Origin of the sequence: Paenibacillus sp. FSL K6-2393 (assembly GCF_038002545.1) — a bacterium.
In the GTDB taxonomy this organism is placed as follows: domain Bacteria; phylum Bacillota; class Bacilli; order Paenibacillales; family Paenibacillaceae; genus Paenibacillus.
Window position 1 is genome coordinate 20,108 of the sequence record NZ_JBBOCU010000002.1, and the last position, 22,866, is coordinate 42,973.

Below are 22,866 nucleotides of genomic sequence, written 5' to 3' on the forward strand. Positions count from 1 at the left end.
CTGTAAAATCCGGTATAATGGACAAGAAAAGAGGTGGTCGTCGACAATGGCTAAAAACACGCTGTTGGATATCAAACGCAATCTCGATGCACATATTGGTCAGAAAATTATGTTGCGGGCTAATGGTGGCCGCCGTAAGACCATTGAGCGTACGGGTGTATTGGAAGAAACGTACCCTTCTGTTTTTATTGTTAAGCTTGATGAGGAGCAAGAAACCTTCAAGCGAGTATCTTATAGTTATGCGGATATACTTACGGAGTCGGTGGAAGTCATGGTTTATGACCCGGGCAGCCAGACGCATAGCTCCTATATGGAGACGTAAGTATCGATTTACAGGCGATTCGCCCCACAAGGCGGATCGCTTTTTTATATTTTCTTTTTCTATAAAATCACCCGTCCATCTTCTAAACTAACCCATACATACTCAGGAATGAGCGAGGAACGGTCGCGGCATACTACATGGACAGGTGAAGGGACAGTTTCTTAAGCAATGCAGGAAACTGAATTTGGCCTGATGGCAAGATGTCCAAAACGTGAACGAACTCATCACATTATGAAAGATACATTGGAGGAGGATGGTTCATGAGTCGCAGAAGAAGAAGTGTCATGTCAGAGGATCTGAAGAATGAGCTTGCGAAAGACCTGGGCTTCTATGATACGGTCCAACAGGAAGGTTGGGGTGGAATCAAAGCCAAGGATGCAGGAAACATGGTGAAAAGAGCCATTCAACTTGCTGAGCAGGCTGCCCGCAAATCTTAATCCGGTTCAAGCAGACTGAAAAGCGGGGAAATCCGTCAGGAACAACCCCGCTTTTTCCCCTTAGATGCGGAATAGAAATGACTTGACAGCCCCATTTTGATATAATATGTTAAGTTGTCTTAGGGAAAAGGTGAGGACGGGTGAACGCCTTGAAAATTTACGAAAAAGCGCCTGCTAAAATTAATTTGATGCTGGACGTTTTACATAAAAGAAGCGATGGATTCCATGAAGTTGAAATGATCATGACCATGGTCGATCTGGCTGATCGACTGGAAATGTCGGAGCTGCCGCGAGATACTATTTTCATCTCCAGTCAGGCGGGTTATATTCCGCTGGACGAGAAGAATCTGGCTTTCCAGGCAGCCAGACTCATTAAGGAGCGCTATAACGTGCGTACGGGCGTCCATATTCATCTGGATAAAAAGATTCCAGTTGCAGCCGGACTTGCCGGGGGCAGCAGTGATGCAGCAGCAGCGCTGCGTGGATTGAACCGTCTATGGCGGTTGAATATACCGGATCACGAACTGCAGGAGCTTGGAGCTGAACTCGGGTCGGATGTTCCATTCTGTATCACAGGAGGGACTGCACTCGCTACGGGCCGTGGTGAGAAGTTAACTCCCATTCCTAATCCGCCGCAATGCTGGGTGATTCTGGCCAAGCCTCCGATCAATGTGTCTACAGCCGATGTCTACGGACGTTTCCGCAGTGACAAGATTGTTCGTCATCCGAGTGCGGCTAAAATGGAGCAGGCTATTCGCAGCCAATCATTTACGGAAGTATGTAACCAGATGGGCAATGTACTTGAAGATGTAACGTTGAAACTGTATCCGGAAGTTCAGCATCTGAAGGATGCCATGATTCGATTGGGTGCAGACGGCGTGTTAATGTCCGGTAGCGGTCCAACGGTATTTGGGCTGGTCTCCAAAGAATCGAAGGTTGCCCGGGTATACAATGGTCTGCGTGGTTTCTGTAAAGAAGTGTACGCTGTACGTATGTTGACGTAAAATTCGCTTTTATAATGTACAAACACGTATAAAGGTGGTATATTTTTAAATAATTATTCGGATTTGGATGTTTCCGTGATCGTGAGGATGGATCTCTGTGAAGAAGTTAAAACGAAGCGCAAGGCTGGTTGAAATGACGCAATACTTATTGTCCAGACCGCATACGGTTATTCCGTTGACCACATTTGCCGAACGTTATGGTGCCGCAAAGTCTTCAATTAGTGAAGATTTGGCGATTATCAAGGAAGTGTTCGAAGAAGGTGGGTCAGGAGAACTGCATACACTGGCTGGAGCAGCCGGGGGAGTAAGATGGATTCCGAAGGTATCCCGAGAACTGGCACTGGCATTTGCGGAGCGGCTCTCGACCCAGCTCGCGCAACCTGATCGGATCTTGCCTGGAGAATACCTGTACATGTCCGACTTGCTTGGTCAGCCCGCATTGATGAATGAAGCCGGCAAGATCTTTGCAACGGCCTTTGGCAATATGAATATTGATGTGGTTATGACGGTAGAAACCAAAGGAATTCCACTGGCTTATGCGACTGGAGCCCAGCTCAACCTGCCTGTCGTGCTCGTACGCAGGGACCATCAGGCTACAGAAGGATCGGCCGTAAGTATCAATTATGTATCCGGGTCCCATAAAAGTCTGCATACCATGTCCCTCTCTCGTAGGGCGATGCGTGAGCATTCCAGAGTACTTATTGTGGATGACTTCATGAAGGCCGGGGGTACGGTACAAGGAATGATCGATCTTTTGGCCGAGTTTAATGCTACAGTTGCCGGGGTAGGGGTACTGGTGGAATCTGGTTCTGTAGATTCAGAAGAACGCCTGCTAACAGATTACGTATCTCTGGCGAAACTGACAGCGGTTGATGCCAAGAGCAGACAGATTTCCGTCAAGCCTGGCAACTATTTTGACCTGTAGAAAGATGACGAATGTTATGTCGTTAAAAGGTCTTTTCCATCGACCTGGCATGAACGTTGTCGAATTGTGTATTAAATAAAAAAATTCCTGAAATTAGGAAATTTTTGTGGTTATAAAAAGAAGGAGTTCGTATATGCTGTGTGGAATTATACACCAAGTTCTGATGGAAAAAGGTGGTGAACACACACATGCAAATTACGGATGTCAGACTCCGCCGTGTTAACTCGGAGGGGAGAATGAAGGCTATCGCATCCATTACCATCGATAACGAATTCGTCGTTCATGACATTCGTGTCATTGATGGTAACAACGGAATGTTTGTTGCTATGCCGAGCAAGCGTACTCCTGATGGAGAGTTCCGTGATATCGCCCACCCGATCTCTTCCGGTACGCGTGAGAAGATTCAGGCAGCAGTTTTGACTGAATACGATCGTGCGGCAACTGAGGAAGAAGTCATTGAAGAAGGTGCCTGAGAACATTATTGGGGTTCGAAGGAAAAGAGAGCCATGTCTTATGGCTCTCTTTTCTTTTTGACCGGAATAAGATATATTCAGTATTGAGTTTATTAGCAGAGAACAAAAAGCGCATCGTGCGCTTGGTGGCAGGGCGGCATCTTAGGAATCATCGGGATTCGGTTAAGCTCGCAGGTACACGGCGTATACATATAGGTCACGATTCGTTGGTGTCCGCGTTGTTACGTGTGATTACAGAGACAGCAGGCGATGAACAGGACCGGCTTGAAGCCGGCTGAACGATACTCATTGGATATAGATCAGCAATGCATTTCAATGGGATTTTCAGAACAGGAGGTCGTTAATTTTGAAACGAATGGCAATCGTTCTTGCCGCAGGGCAAGGAAAACGAATGAAATCAAAATTGTACAAAGTACTGCATCCCGTATGCGGTAAACCTATGGTTGGACATGTGCTGGATGCAGCACTCAGCGCAGGCGTTGAACGCAGTGTAGTTGTAGTCGGTCATGGTGCCGAAGCGGTGCAGTCATTTTTGGGTTCCAGAGCAGAGTATGCACTCCAGGCAGAACAACTGGGTACAGGTCATGCAGTGAAGCAGGTTCAATCTTTGCTTGGCGGCGAGACAGGTTCTACAATTGTGGTCTGTGGAGATACACCGCTTGTGACCAGTGAGACGTTGGAAGGTCTGATGAAGCTGCATGAGAGCAGCGGAGCAGCAGCCACAGTTCTTACGGCTCAGTTGGACAATCCCAAAGGTTATGGCCGCGTCATTCGCGGAGAAGATGGATCTGTACAACGGATTGTGGAACAAAAGGATTGCACAGAGCAGGAAGATGCTGTGAATGAGATTAACACAGGCACATACTGTTTTGATAATGCAAAATTGTTCGCTGCCTTGGAAAAAGTGACGAACCAGAACGCTCAGGGAGAGTATTATCTCACAGACGTAGTTGGCATTTTCCGCAATGATGGAGAAGTGGTTGAAGCTTACATGTCGGATGACATCGCAGAATCCATCGGGGTTAATGACCGACTTGCACTTTCGCAAGCCGAAGCCTTCATGCGTGAACGTCTTGCCGTACGCCATATGTTGAACGGTGTTACAATCATTGATCCGTCATCGACATATATCGGAGCGGATGTTACGATTGGATCAGATACAGTTTTGTATCCGGGGACGATTCTCAAAGGCACAACTTCCATCGGTGAAGCATGTCATATTGGTCCTCAGGCAGATGTGGAAGACAGCATTATTCAGGACGGAGTTACGATTAAACATTCGGTAGTATCCAATGCCGAGGTTGGTTCTGATGCAACGGTAGGTCCATTTGCTAATTTGCGTCCAGGGACTAAACTGGGTCGCAACGTAAAAATTGGTGACTTTGTTGAAGTGAAAAATGCTACAATTGATGAAGGTTCCAAAGTATCTCATCTCAGCTATATCGGAGATGCCAAAGTAGGGAAAAACGTAAATGTTGGATGCGGGGCAATAACTGTCAATTATGATGGTTATAATAAAGCTGTGACAACGATTGAAGATGATGCTTTTGTAGGCAGCAACGTCAATCTGATTGCACCGATTACGGTAGGAAAAGGCGCTTATGTGGTTGCTGGCTCCACCGTTACCCATTCCGTTCCCGAGAATGATCTGGCTATTGCTCGTCCACGTCAGGAGAATAAACCTGGTTATGCGGAGAAGATTCGCGGACGTGCCAAAGCCAAGAAACAAAATGCCAAACCCCAATAAGGGGTTTTGATAACAAGATTGCCTCCCGAAGATCGGGGAGGTGCCGACATGTCGCAGACGCTTATTGATTCCAATGAACCAGCACGGAGGGTTTTTATTTTATGACTTATTTTGATTCGAAATTAAAAATATTTACTTGCAATTCTAACCCCAAGCTTGCCCATCAAATTGCTGATTATATCGGGATCCCTATGGGTGAATCTCACACAACCAGCTTTAGTGATGGCGAGATTCAAGTGAAACTCTCCGAGAGTGTTCGGGGTTGTCACGTTTATATCGTGCAGTCCACTTGCTTGCCGGTTAATGATAACCTGATGGAAATGCTCGTTATGATTGATGCACTCAAACGGGCATCTGCCAAGACGATTAACGTCGTTATTCCTTACTATGGCTATGCAAGACAGGATCGCAAGGCACGTTCACGTGACCCGATTACAGCGAAACTGGTTGCTAACCTTATTGAAAAAGCGGGTGCAACCCGTGTCATCGCGATGGACTTGCATGCAATGCAAATTCAGGGATTCTTCGACATTCCGGTTGACCATTTGCTCGGCGTGCCAATTCTGGCTCAATATTTCCGGTCGAAACAGATCGAAAATCCAGTTGTCGTGTCGCCTGACCACGGTGGCGTAGTGCGTGCACGTAAATTGGCTGATTTCCTGAATGCACCCCTGGCGATTATCGATAAACGTCGTCCTGAGCCAAATGTGAGCGAAGTGATGAACATTATCGGTAACATCGAGGGTAAAACAGCCATCCTGATCGATGACATTATTGACACGGCGGGAACGATTGTACTGGGAGCGAATGCTCTGATGGAAGGCGGCGTAAAAGAAGTATACGCGTGCTGTACTCACCCGGTATTGTCCGGACCTGCGATGGAACGTTTGGAGAATGCACCATTGAAGGAAGTTATCGTAACGGATACCATTCCAATTACGCATGCTAATCCGACAAGCAAACTCAAAGTGTTGTCTGTAGCGCCTTTGCTCGGAGAAGCGATTATCCGGGTTCATGAGGAATTGTCAATCAGCAAGCTGTTTGAAATTGAATAAGGATGTCTGCATAAAGTAGTAGAGGGGTTACGTTTTCCGGTTCAATGGAAAATGTAACCCCTGTCGGCGTGCCGTTTTTATTAATAGTGAAACAGACGCTGGTCAGTCCATATAATTTGAACTACTACTTTACACAATAACGGAGAGGGCAGAAAAGATCTGAAGAAGTGAAGCGTTCGCCTTTATCACCGGATTTTCCCTTTGAAAAGTGAATCAAAAAAATCTGGGGATAACAGCGATCGGAAGATGTTTCTGCACGCGCAGTGATCCAGTGTAAAATGGTTCGTTCATCTTATATGGTTAATACCCGGGGCGGGAGATAAATCGGAAACGACGCCGATGAAAAAGCGTGTCGGCAATTTCGACGAATTGATTATCGAAACGTGTGATTAGACCAATCTCAATATGGGTGTCGCGGTCGTATACCTGTACAGGTACGTGATATTCGAGATGATAGATAAAATCGCTATGTTGAGTCAGTTGTCCATTGTCTTCGCGCAAAACCCGCTCACCTTCCTGGGTCGATAAAATATGAACTGTAAATACTACAGTAAATCGATCTTTACTTTCCTGATATTATATGAAATATAAGATTCGAAGTCTATGCCTCACCTCAGGCTAATCCGAAGGAGGGAACAAGATGAAGTGGATTGTCGGACTTGGAAATCCAGGCTCGAACTATGCCAAAACCCGTCATAATATCGGTTTTATGGCACTGGATCGGTTGGCTGATCGTCATAATATCTCCATCACACAGAGTAAATGTAAGGCGCTGATTGGAGAAGGTAATTTTGGCGGTGTGAAAACCGTACTGATCAAACCAATGACCTATATGAACTTGTCTGGTGAATCGGTTCGAGCATATATGGATTTTTATAAAGTTAGTCTTGAAGATCTGATTGTTGTGTACGACGACATGGATACAGAGATTGGCAAAGTCAGATTGCGTTACCAAGGTAGTGCAGGCGGACATAATGGGATCAAGTCCATTATTCAGCATACCGGTACACAGCAGTTTAACCGGGTACGCATGGGAATATCCCGGCCTGAACCAGGACATGCCATTGTTGATTATGTACTGTCGACATTCATGAAGAAAGAAAAGGAAGCCCTGGATCAGACCATTGAGCAAACATGTGATGCTCTGGAGCATAGCTTGACTCATACGTTTGAACAAACAATGGCGAAGTTTAACGGTTAATTTTGTAAGACATACTGGTAAAATGATCATAAAAGACGGGTTCGATTCAGCCATACTGGACATACTGGATGTATAAACCATGTTCAGGAGGCATAAACATGTCAGTGAATTACGTATGTAGGCATTGCCGTACCTTTATTGGACGAATCGATTCTGCCCGGATAACGGAAGTAGAGCTTGGCTTTCATTTCTTGACCCCCGACGAGCGGAGGGATATAATAGCGTATAATTCCGGTGGTGACATTACCGTTCGGATTACATGTGATTACTGTAAGGAAGCCCTGGAGCACAATCCGGAGCTTAGCCTGCTCGCGAGTCCGCTTCAGTAGACATCGCCCGTACAGGATCGAATGACAGTTGAGGGCGGTTGCGTAATAACGCTCCACCTTTTATAGCCTTGGCAGCCTGCTGAGGCTTCTTTTCAGTTGGCATGAAAGCCATGACTAGCTCGAAATCAGGCTCAGCCGCATCAACAGATGTGGCAATGTTGCGAGTAATCCGATATGATGAAACAGGACAAAAAGGAATTTGTATCCATTTTAATAGTGATGCTACGCGTATGCGTGAGATAATCAAGTAAGTTATAAGAGAGGTGCCCCTTTTGTTACAAGCACTTATACAGGCTTTTTCCAAAGATCCGGACTTCGGGTCCATTACAGCCGGAATCAAGTCCGGCATGAAGGAACAATTGGTTTCGGGTCTATCCGGCTCGGCGCGTCAGATTATGCTGGCTGCTCTGCATCAGGAAATGAACCGACCATTGCTCGTAGTAACACATAATATGTTTTCAGCTCAAAAAATTGCAGAAGATTTACAGGAAGCGCTTTCACCTGATCAGGTGTTAATCTATCCTGCCAACGAACTTGTCGCTGCGGAAGCTGCTGTTTCCAGCCCGGAAACATTGGGTCAGCGTATTGATGTGTTGGTCCGCTGCGCCCAGGGATTCAGGGGCGTTGTTGTTATTCCTTTTTCCGGGGTAAGACGTTATGTTCCGCTTCCGGAAGTGATGGCCAATGCTCGAATTTTGATTAAACAGGGCAACACACTTCAACTGGACTCCTTCCTGCTGGAGATGGTAAAGCTCGGATATGAGCGTGTGGAGCGCGTAGAATCTCGTGGTGAGATGAGTGTACGCGGAGGTATCATCGATTTCTATCCGGTTACTTCATCGATCGCATATCGGGTGGAGTTATTTGATGATGAGATCGACTCCATTCGAACATTTGATCCAGCGGATCAGCGTTCGATTGAACGGATTGAAGAGATTACGGTTTTGCCATGCAAGGAATTAATTGCAGATCGTGAGCGGATGGAAAAGGCTGCCGATGCGGCTGCTCTTTTGCTCGAACAACAGCTGGAGAAAATGACGGACCGGCAGGCGAAGCTGCGTCTTCGTGAAGAAATTCACCGGGAGATTGAGCTTTTGCGGGAGCACGTGTATTTCTCCGAAATGTATAAATATATCTCTCCGCTCTATCCGGAGAATAAAACGATTTACGACTATATGCCAGAAGATACCCTGCTGGTCCTTGATGAACCTGCCAGACTATCGGAGACATCCAAACAGCTGGACCGTGATGAATCGGAGTGGAATCTGCATCTGATGCAAAACGGAAAAACACTTCCGGATCTTCCATTATCCGCCGACGGTGATGAACTGTTGTATGAGCGTCCATTCCAGACGCTGTTTATGTCGATCTTTTTGCGTCAGGTTCCACATACCCAACCACAGAACATTCTGAACTTCATCAGTCGTGGCATGCAGGATTTCCATGGACAGATGAATGTTCTGAAGGCAGAGATGGAGCGCTGGCAGAAGGCCGGAGTTCAAGTGCTCATGCTGGCGAACGGTGAGGAGCGACTCGAGCGGATGCGCCGGGTACTGATGGACTATGATATTCCAGAGCCAGAGATGATGATTGGTAACTTGCAAACGGGATTTGAAATGCCGTCCATTCATTTGGCTGTCGTGACCGAGGGCGAGATGTTCTCGCAAAAACAGCGTAAAGTACGCAAACCGATTCGGAATGTAGACAATGCTGAACGGATCAAATCCTATAGCGAGCTAAAAGTGGGCGATTATGTCGTTCACCAGAACCACGGGATTGGTAAGTACCTGGGAATTGGCACCCTCGAGGTTGGCGGTATTCATAAGGACTACATGCATATTCTCTATGCGGGTGGAGACAAACTGTCTGTACCTATTGAGCAGATCGATCTGATTCAGAAATATGTTGGTTCCGAAGAAAAAGAACCGAAAATATACAAGCTGGGCGGCAATGAGTGGACACGGGTTAAAAATAAAGTCCGCACATCCGTACAGGATATTGCTGATGATCTGATTAAGCTGTATGCAGAGCGTCAGACCTCCAAAGGGTTTGGATTCGACAAGGATTCTGCGGAGCAGCAAGAGTTTGAGGACATGTTCCCTTATGATGAGACACGTGATCAGGTGCGTGCGATCGAAGAAATCAAGAAGGACATGGAACAAAACCGTCCAATGGATCGTTTATTGTGTGGGGATGTTGGTTACGGCAAAACCGAGGTGGCTATTCGGGCTGCATTTAAAGCAGCTATTGAAGGCAAACAGGTGGCTGTACTCGTGCCAACAACCATTTTGGCACAGCAGCATTTTGAGACGTTCCGTGAGCGCTTCTCCGGTTATCCGTTCAACATTCATGTGCTTAGCCGGTTCCGCTCCCGTAAAGAGCAGAATGAAACGGCCAAAGGCATCAAGGCAGGCACAGTGGATATTGTCATCGGGACGCATCGATTGCTGTCGCAGGATCTGGTGTTCAAGGACCTGGGACTGCTCATTGTTGATGAAGAACAGCGCTTCGGTGTAACCCATAAGGAAAAACTGAAGAAGCTGAAAACCAATGTGGACGTGCTGACACTGACGGCAACGCCGATTCCACGTACGCTTCATATGTCCATGCTGGGTGTGCGTGATCTGTCCGTTATCGAGACTCCACCAGAGAATCGTTTCCCGGTGCAGACCTATGTGGTTGAACACAGCCAAGCGCTTGTTCGTGAAGCGATTGAGCGTGAGCTTGCCCGTGGTGGGCAAGTGTATTACCTCTACAACCGTGTTCAGGGAATTCAGGAGATGGCTGCCGAAATTTCTGAGCTTGTGCCTGAAGCCAAAGTTGGTGTGGGACATGGTCAGATGTCGGAAACAGAGCTGGAGAAAACGATTCTGGACTTCCTGGATGGTGAATATGACGTGCTTGTGAGCACAAGTATCATCGAGACCGGGGTAGATATTCCGAACGTAAATACATTGATCGTACATGATGCGGATAAAATGGGACTCTCCCAGCTGTATCAGCTGCGCGGACGTGTGGGTCGTTCCAACCGTATTGCGTATGCCTATTTTACGTACCAACGGGATAAAGTCCTTACTGAAGTTGCTGAGAAACGTCTGCAATCAATTAAAGAATTCACCGAACTGGGTTCAGGATTCAAAATCGCCATGCGTGACTTGTCGATTCGTGGTGCGGGAAATCTGCTAGGAGCGGAGCAGCATGGTTTCATCGCTTCCGTCGGGTTTGATCTGTATTCCCAGATGCTCGCGGAGGAGATCAACAAACGCAAAGTTACGATGCTTGGCGAGGAGCCGGTACCTTCCGACCAGTGGAACACAACGCTGGATCTCAGTATCGATGCCTACTTGCCGTCCGATTATATCTATGACAGTATTCAGAAGATTGAGATCTACAAAAAAGTGGCGGTCATTGCATCCTTCGACGATGCGATGGAGTTGGAAGACGAATTGGTTGACCGGTTCGGTGATCTTCCGGAAGCCGTCATTAACTTGCTGGCTGTTGCGCGGATGAAAGTATACGGCAAAATCTACGGTATTGAGTCCATTTCCCAACGTGGTGAAGACATTACCGTGAAGTTCTATGAAGGGCGTGAACATGCCTTTGAACTCTCGAAAATCGCGCACATTGGAAATCAGTTCGAAAGACGTGTACAATTTGAACAAGGACCCCATATGCTGATTCACGCTAAAGGCAAGGGGCTTGGGGATAAGCAACTGATGGAGCTGGTAGAGAAAATTCTGGAGTCCATGAAAACTGCTTTTAAATCAAAGGGGGAACTAAAGGATGTTACCAAAGTATAAAAAAGTAGGAAAAGTACTGTCTGTGAGCATGGTCGCAGTACTATCCTTATCACTGCTTGCTGCATGTGGCAAGAAGGAAGAAGCAAAAACACCGGAATCGACGGATACAAGTGCTGTAGTCGCTACGTATGATGGTGGTACCATTACAGCCAATGAATTCGACATGGAGCAACGTGTCATGAAATTCCTCTATCCGGAGTATGCACAAATGATGGATATGGACGATTTCAAAGAGTATCTGGTGAAACAGGAAGTTGCTTATGAATATCTGAGTGGCAAAGCAAGCGAAGATGCCAAAACAGCCGGTACAAAAGCGGCAACTGAGCAATTCGATAAAATGAAAGCTTCTGTTCAGGCAGATCAATGGACAGAAATGCTCAAAGCTCAGAACCTGACAGACGATAACATTAAAAACTACATGACTCGGATCATGACAGTAATCAAAGATAAAGAAACAGGCGTTACGGACGATGCAATCAAGGCAGAGTTTGAGAAAAACAAAGATCAGTTCACAACGGCTTCCGTTCGTCACGTGCTGATTAACTTCACAGATCCAAAAACGCAAAAAGAGCGTAAAAAAGAAGATGCACTTAAAATTGCAAAAGAAGTAAAAACCAAGTTGGATGGCGGAGCTGATTTTGCTGAAATTGCAAAAAAATATTCCGAAGATCCAGGTTCTGCTGAAAAGGGTGGATTGTATGAAAATACACCTGTAGGTAGCTGGGTAGAGGCATTTAAGGAAGCTGCAAAAACGTTGCCACTGAACAAAATCAGTGATCCAGTAGAGACAGAGTACGGTTACCACGTCATGAAAGTGGAAGCTCGTACAGAAGCTGACTTTGCCAAATTGACGGCTGAACAAAAAGAAAGTCTGAAGAGCCAATTGGCTGCAGCTGAAATCGATACGTTCATGCAAAATGAATTGGATAAAATCGTAAAAGAAGTTAAACTGCCAAAAACAGAAAAAGCTGAAGAAGGTACAACTGAAGGTACTACGGGTACAGGAACTGAAGGAGAGAAAACAACCGAACCAAAAACGGATGACTCCACAGGTACGGATACCAAGACTGACCAAGGTACGACTGGAACAGACAAAGATGCAACTACAGATGAAGGTACAAGCAGCAAGTAAGTTGGTAAAATTGCTGTGTTAGCATACGTTTAGGGTTAAATTCGCCCGAATGAATGCCTTGTACTACGTAAATATGGACAACCATACAGAGAAGCAAGGGGAGGACTTAGGACCTCCTTCTTGCTTCTTCTTTTATATATTCAAGTCGTATGGGTACATGGTCGCCTTCTTCGAAAGTTACACAACTATATTCTCCGAAGCATGTATAAGGAAATGGGAACAGATGAATACTATGGTCAAGATATCACACTAAACGTTCTGGGACTTTCCTCTACCCATTAAGGAACAGTAGTTGAAAAATCTTCTCGAGAAAGTGGGGCAACATGTGAAATGAAAGCTACTGGTATTGTCCGCCGTATAGATGACCTTGGTCGTGTGGTCATTCCAAAAGAAATCCGCCGTACGTTACGTATTCGTGAAGGTGATCCACTGGAAATTTTCGTGGATCGTGATGGAGAAGTTATCCTTAAAAAATATTCGCCAATTGGCGAACTTGGTGATTTTGCCAAAGAATATGCAGAATCCCTGTATGAGAGTACAGGACATGTAACGATGATTTCTGACCGGGATACCATTATCACGGTGGCAGGTGGTTCGAAAAAAGAGTATTTGGACAAGCAGGTTGGTCAACTGTTAGAGGGATGTATGGAAAACAGAAAGACCATTTTGGAAACAAACAACGGTTCTTATGAGCTTAGCAAAGATCATGACGAGACGTTATCCTCTTTTGTTATTGCGCCGATTATTTCAGGTGGTGACCCCATCGGAACGGTTATTCTGTTCAATAAGGATGAATCCGTGAAGATGTCTCAGATGGAAGTGAAAATGTCCGAGACAGCTGCTGGTTTCCTTGGCAAGCAAATGGAACAATAGTTAGCAGATCAACTCCTGGTGCCCTGTCTTGGGCATACGGGAGTTTTTGCATTTTAAAGGACAACGAAGTTAATCCGGAAGATTGTGATGGGGGAGGGTTAGTCTGTGTGCCTTCAGGCAGTTATAATAGCAAGGTATGCTTAAAAGGATTACGCGGGAGGGACTTATGAAACAGCCGTCTACAGGCTCAAGGCTGCTACAGGGTGCATTTGTACTTGGGCTTGCTGCCATTATCTCTAAAATTATTGGTGCTTTTCAGAAGATTCCGCTGCAGAATCTGGGGGGAGACGGTGTATTTGGCATTTACAATACGGTGTATCCGTTATATATGCTCATTATCACGCTTGCTGCTGCAGGACTGCCTCTGGCCGTATCCAAATTCGTAGCAGAACAGAACGCACTCGGAAGACCAGACGAGAGCAGAAGAATTATTCGACTATCTTCCCTACTGCTCGGGGGAATTGGAATGATAATGGCGCTCTTGATGTATGCAGGTGCGCCGCTGATCGCTGACATGATTGGCAACCGCCATGTGGCTCCATCGATTCGTGCAGCTTCATGGGCTTTGTTGTTCGTTCCGGTGATGACAGGGCTGCGTGGATATTTTCAGGGATTACAGCAGATGGTTCCAACAGCGGTATCACAAGTGGTGGAGCAGACGATACGTGTCACCGTCATGATTGTTCTGCTTCTGTGGTTGATGAGACGGGACGCTTCGCTTGAGACTATTGCCGCTGGTGCCATGATGGGCTCCGTTGCCGGCGGAATGGTTGGGCTGCTTGCCATGTTAGGGTACATGGTCCGTCATCGGCGGAAAGGCAAGGAAGAGCGAACCGGGCAATTGGATTCGGAATGGAGCAGTAAAGGTGGGGAGGTTGGATCAGAACGTCAGGAGCATCAAGAGCATCGGGAGCATAGGCCGGTTACGCCACAGAAGAAAACGGTGAGTGCTGTTAACCCCGCTATGGCAGAACGATCACGATCCAATGGTGAATGGATCAAGATGCTGCTCATGTATGCCATTCCCGTTTGTCTCGGGTCACTGGCCGTACCACTGATGAATCTGGTGGATACCTTCACCGTGCCCCGATTGCTGCGTGGAGAAGGACTGGATGAGCTTCAGTCGATGGTTTCCTTCGGCATCTACAACCGTGGATTGCCGCTGGTTCAACTGGTGACGATGCTGGCCACGTCACTATCTGTGCTGTTTATTCCGGCGATGGCGGAAGCCCGGTTAAAGGGCGGGCCAGAAGCCGTCCGGCAGCAAGCAGGCCTCGCGCTGCGCTGGTTCTGGTTGATCGGCCTGGCGGCATCCGCGGGTCTCGCGGTGCTGGCGGAGCCGATTAACCGCATGCTGTACGGAGATGCCGCAGGCACCGAAGCACTGCGGTACATGGCGCTGACGGCTGCGGGCAGCACCGTCAGCATAATTGGGGCGGCGCTGCTGCAAGGCCTCGGCGCCGTGCGCGCACCCGCGTTCAGCATGCTGGCCGCTGCAGGCGTCAAGGCGCTGCTGAACGTCATGCTTGTGCCGGCGCTGGGCATCAGCGGCGCGGCCCTGGCAGGCGCAGTCGCCTACATGCTGGCGGCTGGCCTGAATGTGGTGCTGCTGGCGCGACTTGTCGCCCTGCGCCCTGCCCCTGGCGCCGTCCTGGCGAAGCCGGCGCTAGTGATCGCCGCCATGAGTCTGGCGGCGGTAGGCACGGCCTGGGCCGTCGAAGCGGTACTCGGCGGCATGGGTATCGCGGCCGATCGCAGGCTGGCCGCGATGGGCGTGAGCCTGCTGGGCATTGCCGCAGGCTCGGCCGTGTTCTTGCTGGCGGCGGCCCGGACAGGGCTACTGACCGCCGCGGAGCTGGCGGCTGTGCCCAAGTTGGGGCCTCGCCTTGCCAAGCTGCTGCGCAGACTGCGTGTGCTGCGCTAGCTTCATGCTCACGTTGCTTCTGCATCCAGCACCACTAATATGCAATTATAGGATATCGAATGATTCTGGTATAATACGTGTAATTAGTCCTGTTCAGGCACGATGAATCAGTGAGCTTGCAACAGGATAGTCCGGATGGAGGTTTACGTAATGAGTGCAGCTTTAACAGTAGTGGGTCTTGGATCTGGAGATGCAGACCAACTGACCGTAGGTATTATCAAAAAAATGAAACATGCAGCTACGCTGTATGTACGCACCCTGGATCATCCCGTATTGAATGATCTGAAGCAAGAGGGACTAGAGATGACATCATTTGATGGCATCTATGAGGCGAAGTCCTCCTTCCCCGAGGTGTATGATGAGATCGCGAATCAACTGATAGAGGCCGCTCGCAATGGTGAGGCCGGAACGGAGATTGTGTATGCCGTACCCGGTCATCCCATGGTGGCAGAAGCAAGTGTACGCCTGCTCAAAGAACGTTGTCCGCAGATGGGTATCTCATTGCGTGTCATGGGCGGGGAGAGCTTCCTGGATGAAGCTTTCATACGACTTGGATTCGATCCAATCGAAGGGTTTCAACTCCTGGATGCCAGCAGCCTGAACACGGAACTGGTACAACCACAGTTACATACGTTGATCGGACAAGTCTACGATGTGTTCACTGCTTCGGATGTGAAGCTATGCCTGATGGAGGTTTACCCGGATGATTATCCGGTATTTGTTGGTCACGCGTTGGGTGTACAGGGCCAGGAGGTCATTCACAAGATTCCATTGCACGAACTGGACCGGATCGAAGGGTATGGCAATCTGTCACTAATCTATGTACCGAAGAACACCGATGATGCCTTGCGTCGTCGATCCTTTGCGCGTTTGCATGAGATCGTCAATATTCTTCGCAGTCCTGGCGGCTGTCCATGGGATCAGGAGCAGACGCATCAATCCATTCGCAAAAACCTGATTGAAGAGACCTATGAGGTCATTGAGACAATCGATGAGGATGACCCCGACCATATGAAAGAAGAGCTGGGTGATCTGCTGCTGCAGATTTTATTGCACTCCCAGATGGAAGAAGAAGTGGGCACATTTAATGTGTATGATGTCATCGAAGGTTTGAATGATAAGCTGATCTTCCGCCATCCACATGTGTTTGGCGATAATCAAGCAGAAGATGCGAATGAAGCTCTTCAGAACTGGGAACAGATGAAAGCAGAGGAGAAGAAGCGCAAAGGCCAGGATCAGGAGAAAGTTTCCGTGCTGGATGGTATACCGCGTGACTTGCCTGCATTGATGAAGGGATACAAGCTACAGAAGAAAGCAGCCAAGGTGGGCTTTGACTGGGATGATGTTGAAGGTGTGTTTGCCAAGATCGAGGAAGAATTGGCGGAGTTGAAAGAAGCGGTGCAACAAGGCCAGTCTGCGGAAGAACGGAAGCTTGAACTGGGGGATTTATTATTCGCAGCCGCGAACGTTGCAAGATTCATCGATACGGACCCGGAAGAGGCACTCGCTGCGACCAACCGGAAGTTCGTTGGGCGGTTCCAGTATATCGAGGAGCGTTTGCGTGAACTGGGAAGAACACCAGCAGATAGCAATGTAGAAGAGATGGAGCAATTCTGGCAGGATGCGAAGAAGGCAGGATTATAAAGGGTTCAATTTTCTGGGAAAAGCCAGATAACTTTATTCCATTCATGCTATGCAGTGTGTTATGATAATACGAACATGTGTTCATCTGTGTAAACTGGAGTTGGTGTTTAGCGACGAATGGTTTCGGGTACTGGTCTTAGACTGTTGCCTGCGGACCATCGACAAAAAGCTAAAAAAAGTCGCGGACCAAGGCAGGATTTCAGATACCAAGCCAGAATACATGTGTAGTGACCTAACGCGAATCAGCGGCAATCGATGTATTGTCAGGAATCGCAGATACTTTTTTTTCAATTTGGGAGGCTTTTAAAAATGAACAAAACAGATCTGATTAACAACATTTCAACCAAAAGTGGTTTGACTAAAAAAGACGTTGAGTCCGTATTGAACGGCTTTTTGGGAGAAATTACAGATGCACTTGCCAGCGGAGACAAAGTACAATTGATCGGCTTTGGCACTTTTGAGACCCGCAAACGTTCCGGTCGTACCGGACGTAACCCACAAACAGGGAATGAAATCGTGATTCCTGAGTCCACTGTTCCTGCATTCAAAGCAGGCAACAAACTTAAAGAAGCCGTAAAATAATGCGTCTTGATAAATTCCTGAAGGTCTCCCGGCTAATCAAACGCCGCACTGTGGCCAAGGACGTCTCTGAACAGGGACGTGTTCTGGTGAACGGACGTGAAGCAAAGCCCAGCGCCGCTGTCAAAGTGGGCGATGAGCTGACGGTTCAGTTCGGTCAGAAACTGGTCACCGTGAGGGTGGAACGAATTGCTGAGAGTACCAAGAAGGATGAGGCGAGCAGCCTCTACACCTTGGTGAAGGAAGAGCCGATCGCCAAGGATAACGGGATGAACTGGTAACAGTACATCTGGTATTAAATATTCATTCAATGCAAGTTGAATCGAAACGTCCTTCTGTAACAGGGAAGGGCGTTTTTGTTTTTTACTGGATGCCGGGTTATTTGTTCAACAACGCTGGTTCTATTCCAACCTCCTCATCCATAAGCTAGGTGTAAGAAGGAGGGGTACATGCCATGGTTGAGCACGGTAAGGCCAAACAGCATCATCTGAGCATGCAGAATCGGAAACTGCTGGATCTGACGGGTGTCTCCAACGTGGAGAGCTTCGACAGTGAGGAATTTTTGCTGCAGACTGAACTTGGGCATCTGACCATCCGGGGGCACAATTTACATATCAAAAACCTGAGCCTGGAGGAAGGTCTGTTATCCATTGAAGGCACAGTCAGTTCGCTCCAATATCTGGACCCCGGTTCCCAGTCCAAAAATGGTAAAGGCCTGTTTGGCAAGATGTTCCGATGAGTCCGGATACTCAATGGATCACATTGATGTGGATGCTTACCTCGGGGATCGTGATGGGAATGGCCTACGACAGTTACCGGGTACTGTCCGGACAGCTGCGGTTTCCGAGATGGAGTATACACACGCTCGATCTGTTGTACTGGGTTGCTTCCGCGCTGTTCGTTTTTCGGATGCTATACGCCGGAAACCACGGACAGTTGCGGTTTTATGTCTTTTTGGGGCTGATTATAGGGGTTTGCTTCTATTTTTGGCTTTTAAGTGTTACAACCCAGCGTTTTGTGGTAATGTTAATTAAACTCGCAAGAACGCTGATTCATTGGTGTGGACATATCCTTAACATCCTGATCGTTATGCCGGTTAAAGGAATTTATAAGTTAATTCGCGTATTATTCGGTTTTGTAATTGCGATACTATTATTCCTGGGCAGGCTGGTGCTGCAGTGTTTGGTACCTTTCGGCAAGTTGTTCCGCTGGATGTTTAGGCCGCTCCTGAAACATTGGGTAACGCCACGCTTCATGATCCGTGTGGGTACAAGAATTGCAGCGATGTGGAAACGCTGGTTTTAAGGAGGTCCGTAATGGGTAAAACACCTGTGGGCAGATCAAAGGCTCCAACTAACCAAGGAAAATCTGCCGGTGCAAAAAGGCGCCTCATGCTTTGGATGACGTTTATGATTGTATTTGTAATATGGGCAGGATATACATTCCTTGTGCAGACTGCACAAATTTCGGACAAGAGTTCTCATCTGGCCACTCAGCAAGCTTCAAAGGAAGATACGTTGAAGAAGCTGGAACAGTTGAAGTACGAAGTCAGCCGGTTGAATGACCCTGAATACATAGGACAGCTGGCACGGAAAAAAGGATATTATCTTCCTGAGGAAACGCCGATCCAGGTTGAAGAGTCAGGGAACTGATGGAATTCGGTCCATTACCGAGCTAGGTTTGTTATCCGTGTGTCTGAAGCCGTTAAACCGGAAAAAATAGGCTCTCTGATGGGGTAGTGTTCAGTTGACCTTGGTTTACGGCATAAGGTATAATTACATTAGCGCAGCATTGATTTTGGCATTCAAAAAATCGGGTTGTATATTTTTAAGGGAGGATCATTTTATTCTATGGCAATTGAAGTGGGCACCAAGTTAGAGGGCAAGGTGACAGGAATCACGCATTTTGGAGCATTTGTGGATCTGTCAGGAGGTGTCACGGGTCTCGTTCACATCTCGGAAATCGCCGACAATTACGTCAAAGATGTCAACGACCACCTGAAGCTGAATGACCTCGTTACAGTGAAGGTTATCAACGTTGACAAGGATGGCAAGATCGGACTTTCCATTAAGCAAGCTGTTGACAAACCGGTTGAGCAACAAACCCAATCTAGACCCCCGAGAGCTCCTAGACCGGAACGCAGTGGAGGAGATCGCGAACGATTCAGCGGCGGAGGCCCAAGTGGTGGCCAAGGTCGTGGTGGTGGCGGCGGTGGATTTAACCGTGGTGACCGCGGAGGCCGTTCTTTCAAGCCCGCAGCAGGCAAACCTTCATTTGAGGATAAAATGTCACGCTTCCTGAAAGATAGTGAAGAGCGGATCTCTTCGCTTAAGAAGAACACAGAAGGCAAACGCGGAGGCCGTGGAGCCAAGCGTGTGTAATCTGTCACAACCTGATCTAAACATATAAGTAAAACCGTTAGCCTATGGGCTAACGGTTTTTTTGCGTTTCTTTCACAGATAAGTAGGTGAATAGCTTTTTTTGTAAGGTGAAGCTCCATATCCCCAGTTTTTCTGCACGGCAAAATGGAACCATAAGAACATTTGTCGTCTACCATTTTTTACCGACAGGTTTCCGTGGCATTCCACAGTTATCCTGCTCAAATGATGGCGAGACCAAACCATCGCCGGTTCAAAATCAGACATTCCGATTGTCGGAATCAAGTAGGAGAATGAATGAAACCACAATAAGGCCGGGGGTTTCGCTCCACCGCGCCAGGCTCGTTTCTTTTGTCGTAAACTTTTTGGATCCTGCCCACCTATTCTGACAAACTACGTCTTCTAATCTATCTATAATCAGAACCATCGAGAACGAAACACGAAAATTCAAATTAATCGAATGGGGTGCCTTGAGGATGATGGAAAAGTGGAATGTCATTCAATTTCCGGGAATGAAAGCAGGTAAAGGAGGTACGGAAGCTCGGGAGGAGCTGTCGGTACGTCTGAAACAATGGCTTGGCTCCCGCAAGGCTGTCCAAATGGTTGCTTCCCGCAAATGGGTACTGCTGCTCACGTTTATGGGGTTTTTGCTCGGAAAGGCAATGATCCTGAATGAGTTATCTCCCTTTGCCATTGCTTACTTCGCCGTAATTGCTTTCATGCGCAGGGATTACATCATTCCGGTAGGTGCTGCTCTACTCGCAGGTAGTCTCTTTGCACCGTTTCCGGTACCCCTTATTGTTGCATCGGAAATCGCCATCTTTTATCTGCTCTTCCGTGGACTGGAGTCATATGATCGTGCTGAATTATCTTATGCGCCAACGATGGTGTTTACCACTACATTTATGGTGAAATTATTCGCGGTTGTGATCGGGCCATCCTTCAGCTGGTACGCCATGCTGATGCTCACGATGGATTCCGTATTAAGTTTCGTGCTCACCCTTGTTTTTATACAAGCCATACCAATCTTCACTTACCGCAAAAAAAAGTTCAGCCTAAAGAACGAGGAGATCCTCTGCCTGATCATATTGCTCGCTTCCGTTATGACGGGAGCCGTAGGGTGGACCATTCAGTCCTTATCCGTCGAGCATATGCTCTCCCGTTATCTCATATTAATCTTTGCGCTGGTGGGCGGAGCCCCCCTCGGAGCCTCAGTTGGGGTCATTACCGGCTTGATTCTGAGTCTGGCTGACATGTCAGCGGTGTATCAGATGAGCCTGCTTGCTTTTGCCGGGATGCTGGCGGGTATGCTTCGAGAGGGCAAACGTGCGGCGGTTGCACTGGGCATGCTGCTGGGTTCGTCCATTCTATCCATATATCTGGGCGGACCGGGCGATGTTATGAACTCATTATGGGAGACGTGTGCAGCTATCGTACTGTTCATGTTGACACCTAAAAGCCTGATGACGGCCATATCCAAATATGTACCGGGTACGCAGGATCATACGAAATCCCAGCATGAGTATGCCAAACGAATACGGGATATCACGGCAGAACGGGTAACCCGGTTCTCGCAGGTATTCCGTCAATTGTCACGCAGCTTTGATCAGATGTCCGGTGCAGGGGAGCAGGTACAGAAAGAAGGTGGAATGGACCATTTCATGAATGCGGTTGCCGAGGGCACATGTGCCAGCTGCTTCAAGCGTACACAATGCTGGGATGCGAAGTTTATTCAAACCTACAAATATATGACGGACGTGATGAGTACGATTGAGGGAAACCCGGAGATCTCAGGCAAGCAGATTCCAGTGGACTGGAACAGGGTGTGTGCGAAACCGGAAGAGGTCCTTGAAGTCATGCGTGCCCAGTATGGACTGCATCAACATAACATGCAATGGAAGCGCCAAATTATCGATAGCCGGCAGCTGGTTGCAGAGCAATTGTCCGGTGTATCTCAGGTCATGGAGGACCTGGCCAAAGAAATTCAGCGGGAAAGTGAGGAGATGGTACAGCAGGAGGAGCAGATTCGGGACGCATTGGAGTCACTGGGCTTGTCCATTCACTCCATTGAGATCATCAATCTGGAAGCGGGCAACGTAGAGATTGAGATTGTACATGCATATACACGTGGATTCGATGAGTGCCGAAAAATGATAGCTCCGCTGATCTCGGATGTACTGGACGAGCATATTGCCGTCTTGCATGAGACCATGACCGATCCTCGTCAGGGACTGGCAACCGTCACGTTTGGTTCGGCCAAAACTTTCGAGGTGACCACGGGTGTTGCTGCCGCCGCAAAAGGGGGAGATGTGATGTCAGGCGACAGCTTCAGTACGGTTGAGTTAGGCAACGGCACATTCGCGGTGGCGCTCAGTGATGGAATGGGCAATGGAGAACGGGCACGGATGGAGAGCAGCGCGGCGCTGAACATATTGGAACAGTTGCTACAGTCCGGCATGGACGAGAAACTGGCGATCAAATCTGTGAACTCCGTTCTGATGCTGCGCTCCCCTGAAGAGATGTATGCCACAGTAGATATGGCGCTGATTGATGAATATACGGCAGAGACAACGTTTATGAAAATTGGCTCAACGCCAAGTTTTATCAAAAGAGGACAGGAGGTTATTCAGGTTTCAGCCAGCAATTTGCCAATCGGTATTATTAAGGATATTGAAGTGGATCTGGTGACGGTACAGCTTCAGCCGGGTGATATCCTCATTATGATGACAGATGGCATCTATGATGCACCGGGGTATGCGGTGAACAAAGAGTTATGGATGAAACGGCTCATTCAAGAGATTGATACAGATGACCCGCAAGATTTGGCCGATTGCCTGCTTGAAAGTGTCATAAGATATCAGCAGCATGAAATTTTGGATGATATGACCGTCGTTGTTGGAAAAGTAGAGCATTTCCGCCCTGAATGGGCCACACTGCGTGTGCCTGGCATCAACCGGATGGAGCGTCCACGGACCGTCAGCTAATTGCATATTCTTCTGTTTGAAGTCTCTTCATTCTGGCAATGCTAGTCATAGAGTTGGAG

The 22,866-nt window shown here is 47.8% G+C and carries 23 protein-coding genes; 22 read left to right on the forward strand and 1 reads right to left on the reverse strand.

Features of this window, described 5'->3' with window-relative positions:
- Window positions 1–46: 46 nt before the first annotated feature.
- From veg to MHI14_RS27215, 8 genes are all read left to right on the forward strand, one after another.
- Window positions 47–322: a biofilm formation stimulator Veg gene (gene veg, locus MHI14_RS27180; protein WP_017691376.1), complete on the forward strand. Its 276-nt coding sequence runs from the start codon at window positions 47–49 to the stop codon at window positions 320–322.
- Window positions 323–582: 260 nt separating this feature from the next.
- On the forward strand, window positions 583–759 hold the full coding sequence (locus tag MHI14_RS27185) for a small, acid-soluble spore protein, alpha/beta type (RefSeq protein ID WP_017691375.1): 177 nt from the start codon (window positions 583–585) through the stop codon (window positions 757–759).
- A 149-nt stretch (window positions 760–908) separates the two neighbouring features.
- Entirely contained in the window at window positions 909–1,763 is an 855-nt protein-coding gene (gene ispE / locus MHI14_RS27190; protein WP_133387510.1) for a 4-(cytidine 5'-diphospho)-2-C-methyl-D-erythritol kinase, read from the forward strand.
- A gap of 97 nt (window positions 1,764–1,860) precedes the next feature.
- Window positions 1,861–2,688 (forward strand): pur operon repressor, encoded by an 828-nt coding sequence (purR, locus tag MHI14_RS27195; RefSeq protein ID WP_017691373.1) that lies wholly within the window; start codon window positions 1,861–1,863, stop codon window positions 2,686–2,688.
- A gap of 188 nt (window positions 2,689–2,876) precedes the next feature.
- Complete coding sequence (gene spoVG / locus MHI14_RS27200; RefSeq protein WP_017691372.1) at window positions 2,877–3,161, forward strand: septation regulator SpoVG; 285 nt, start codon at window positions 2,877–2,879, stop codon at window positions 3,159–3,161.
- A gap of 83 nt (window positions 3,162–3,244) precedes the next feature.
- Complete coding sequence (locus MHI14_RS27205; protein ID WP_133387509.1) at window positions 3,245–3,439, forward strand: hypothetical protein; 195 nt, start codon at window positions 3,245–3,247, stop codon at window positions 3,437–3,439.
- A 77-nt stretch (window positions 3,440–3,516) separates the two neighbouring features.
- Window positions 3,517–4,908: a bifunctional UDP-N-acetylglucosamine diphosphorylase/glucosamine-1-phosphate N-acetyltransferase GlmU gene (gene glmU / locus MHI14_RS27210; protein WP_445670385.1), complete on the forward strand. Its 1,392-nt coding sequence runs from the start codon at window positions 3,517–3,519 to the stop codon at window positions 4,906–4,908.
- Between the two features lie 101 nt (window positions 4,909–5,009).
- Window positions 5,010–5,963, forward strand: coding sequence for a ribose-phosphate diphosphokinase (locus tag MHI14_RS27215; protein ID WP_017691370.1), 954 nt, complete (start codon window positions 5,010–5,012; stop codon window positions 5,961–5,963).
- 300 nt (window positions 5,964–6,263) lie between these two features.
- Here the strand turns inward: MHI14_RS27215 and MHI14_RS27220 are convergent, their stop codons facing one another.
- Window positions 6,264–6,464, reverse strand: a complete 201-nt coding sequence (locus MHI14_RS27220; RefSeq protein WP_024633712.1) for a hypothetical protein — start codon at window positions 6,462–6,464, stop codon at window positions 6,264–6,266.
- Window positions 6,465–6,603: 139 nt separating this feature from the next.
- Between MHI14_RS27220 and pth the strand changes: the two genes are divergently transcribed.
- From pth to spoIIE, 14 genes are all read left to right on the forward strand, one after another.
- Complete coding sequence (gene pth / locus MHI14_RS27225) at window positions 6,604–7,164, forward strand: aminoacyl-tRNA hydrolase (protein WP_341131772.1); 561 nt, start codon at window positions 6,604–6,606, stop codon at window positions 7,162–7,164.
- A 98-nt stretch (window positions 7,165–7,262) separates the two neighbouring features.
- Window positions 7,263–7,493 (forward strand): anti-sigma-F factor Fin family protein, encoded by a 231-nt coding sequence (locus MHI14_RS27230; RefSeq protein WP_017691368.1) that lies wholly within the window; start codon window positions 7,263–7,265, stop codon window positions 7,491–7,493.
- 272 nt (window positions 7,494–7,765) lie between these two features.
- Window positions 7,766–11,293, forward strand: a complete 3,528-nt coding sequence (mfd, locus tag MHI14_RS27235; RefSeq protein WP_091039106.1) for a transcription-repair coupling factor — start codon at window positions 7,766–7,768, stop codon at window positions 11,291–11,293.
- Window positions 11,277–12,425 carry a peptidylprolyl isomerase gene (locus tag MHI14_RS27240; RefSeq protein WP_091039108.1) on the forward strand — a complete coding sequence of 383 codons (1,149 nt, stop codon included), beginning with the start codon at window positions 11,277–11,279 and terminating at the stop codon, window positions 12,423–12,425. The genes mfd and MHI14_RS27240 overlap by 17 nt, the downstream gene beginning before the upstream one ends.
- Before the next feature lie 330 nt (window positions 12,426–12,755).
- Window positions 12,756–13,298: a stage V sporulation protein T gene (spoVT, locus tag MHI14_RS27245; RefSeq protein WP_036606123.1), complete on the forward strand. Its 543-nt coding sequence runs from the start codon at window positions 12,756–12,758 to the stop codon at window positions 13,296–13,298.
- A gap of 166 nt (window positions 13,299–13,464) precedes the next feature.
- Entirely contained in the window at window positions 13,465–15,222 is a 1,758-nt protein-coding gene (locus MHI14_RS27250) for a putative polysaccharide biosynthesis protein (RefSeq protein WP_341131773.1), read from the forward strand.
- A gap of 150 nt (window positions 15,223–15,372) precedes the next feature.
- Entirely contained in the window at window positions 15,373–16,866 is a 1,494-nt protein-coding gene (gene mazG / locus MHI14_RS27255; protein WP_341131774.1) for a nucleoside triphosphate pyrophosphohydrolase, read from the forward strand.
- 309 nt (window positions 16,867–17,175) lie between these two features.
- Entirely contained in the window at window positions 17,176–17,448 is a 273-nt protein-coding gene (locus MHI14_RS27260; RefSeq protein WP_017691362.1) for an HU family DNA-binding protein, read from the forward strand.
- Window positions 17,448–17,726 (forward strand): RNA-binding S4 domain-containing protein, encoded by a 279-nt coding sequence (locus MHI14_RS27265; RefSeq protein WP_017691361.1) that lies wholly within the window; start codon window positions 17,448–17,450, stop codon window positions 17,724–17,726. Before MHI14_RS27260 ends, MHI14_RS27265 begins: the two co-directional genes overlap by 1 nt.
- Before the next feature lie 173 nt (window positions 17,727–17,899).
- Window positions 17,900–18,184 carry a sporulation protein YabP gene (gene yabP, locus MHI14_RS27270; protein WP_036606119.1) on the forward strand — a complete coding sequence of 95 codons (285 nt, stop codon included), beginning with the start codon at window positions 17,900–17,902 and terminating at the stop codon, window positions 18,182–18,184.
- Window positions 18,181–18,750, forward strand: coding sequence for a spore cortex biosynthesis protein YabQ (gene yabQ, locus MHI14_RS27275; protein WP_341131775.1), 570 nt, complete (start codon window positions 18,181–18,183; stop codon window positions 18,748–18,750). Before yabP ends, yabQ begins: the two co-directional genes overlap by 4 nt.
- 11 nt (window positions 18,751–18,761) lie before the next feature.
- Entirely contained in the window at window positions 18,762–19,097 is a 336-nt protein-coding gene (locus MHI14_RS27280) for an FtsB family cell division protein (protein ID WP_017691358.1), read from the forward strand.
- A 198-nt stretch (window positions 19,098–19,295) separates the two neighbouring features.
- Window positions 19,296–19,826: a S1 domain-containing RNA-binding protein gene (locus MHI14_RS27285; RefSeq protein ID WP_017691357.1), complete on the forward strand. Its 531-nt coding sequence runs from the start codon at window positions 19,296–19,298 to the stop codon at window positions 19,824–19,826.
- A gap of 473 nt (window positions 19,827–20,299) precedes the next feature.
- Window positions 20,300–22,807 (forward strand): stage II sporulation protein E, encoded by a 2,508-nt coding sequence (spoIIE, locus tag MHI14_RS27290; RefSeq protein ID WP_289390810.1) that lies wholly within the window; start codon window positions 20,300–20,302, stop codon window positions 22,805–22,807.
- Window positions 22,808–22,866 lie beyond the last annotated feature (59 nt).

Bases quoted from the DNA above. Each gene is read 5' to 3' on its own strand.
- MHI14_RS27185 (WP_017691375.1), top strand. From the start codon at position 583: ATGAGTCGCAGAAGAAGAAGTGTCATGTCAGAGGATCTGAAGAATGAG.
- veg (WP_017691376.1), top strand. From the start codon at position 47: ATGGCTAAAAACACGCTGTTGGATATCAAACGCAATCTCGATGCACAT.
- glmU (WP_445670385.1), top strand. From the start codon at position 3,517: ATGGCAATCGTTCTTGCCGCAGGGCAAGGAAAACGAATGAAATCAAAA.
- yabQ (WP_341131775.1), top strand. From the start codon at position 18,181: ATGAGTCCGGATACTCAATGGATCACATTGATGTGGATGCTTACCTCG.
- yabP (WP_036606119.1), top strand. From the start codon at position 17,900: ATGGTTGAGCACGGTAAGGCCAAACAGCATCATCTGAGCATGCAGAAT.
- spoIIE (WP_289390810.1), top strand. From the start codon at position 20,300: ATGATGGAAAAGTGGAATGTCATTCAATTTCCGGGAATGAAAGCAGGT.
- MHI14_RS27250 (WP_341131773.1), top strand. From the start codon at position 13,465: ATGAAACAGCCGTCTACAGGCTCAAGGCTGCTACAGGGTGCATTTGTA.
- spoVT (WP_036606123.1), top strand. From the start codon at position 12,756: ATGAAAGCTACTGGTATTGTCCGCCGTATAGATGACCTTGGTCGTGTG.
- mazG (WP_341131774.1), top strand. From the start codon at position 15,373: ATGAGTGCAGCTTTAACAGTAGTGGGTCTTGGATCTGGAGATGCAGAC.
- pth (WP_341131772.1), top strand. From the start codon at position 6,604: ATGAAGTGGATTGTCGGACTTGGAAATCCAGGCTCGAACTATGCCAAA.
- MHI14_RS27285 (WP_017691357.1), top strand. From the start codon at position 19,296: ATGGCAATTGAAGTGGGCACCAAGTTAGAGGGCAAGGTGACAGGAATC.
- MHI14_RS27240 (WP_091039108.1), top strand. From the start codon at position 11,277: ATGTTACCAAAGTATAAAAAAGTAGGAAAAGTACTGTCTGTGAGCATG.
- MHI14_RS27265 (WP_017691361.1), top strand. From the start codon at position 17,448: ATGCGTCTTGATAAATTCCTGAAGGTCTCCCGGCTAATCAAACGCCGC.
- MHI14_RS27280 (WP_017691358.1), top strand. From the start codon at position 18,762: ATGGGTAAAACACCTGTGGGCAGATCAAAGGCTCCAACTAACCAAGGA.
- MHI14_RS27215 (WP_017691370.1), top strand. From the start codon at position 5,010: ATGACTTATTTTGATTCGAAATTAAAAATATTTACTTGCAATTCTAAC.
- MHI14_RS27230 (WP_017691368.1), top strand. From the start codon at position 7,263: ATGTCAGTGAATTACGTATGTAGGCATTGCCGTACCTTTATTGGACGA.
- spoVG (WP_017691372.1), top strand. From the start codon at position 2,877: ATGCAAATTACGGATGTCAGACTCCGCCGTGTTAACTCGGAGGGGAGA.
- MHI14_RS27260 (WP_017691362.1), top strand. From the start codon at position 17,176: ATGAACAAAACAGATCTGATTAACAACATTTCAACCAAAAGTGGTTTG.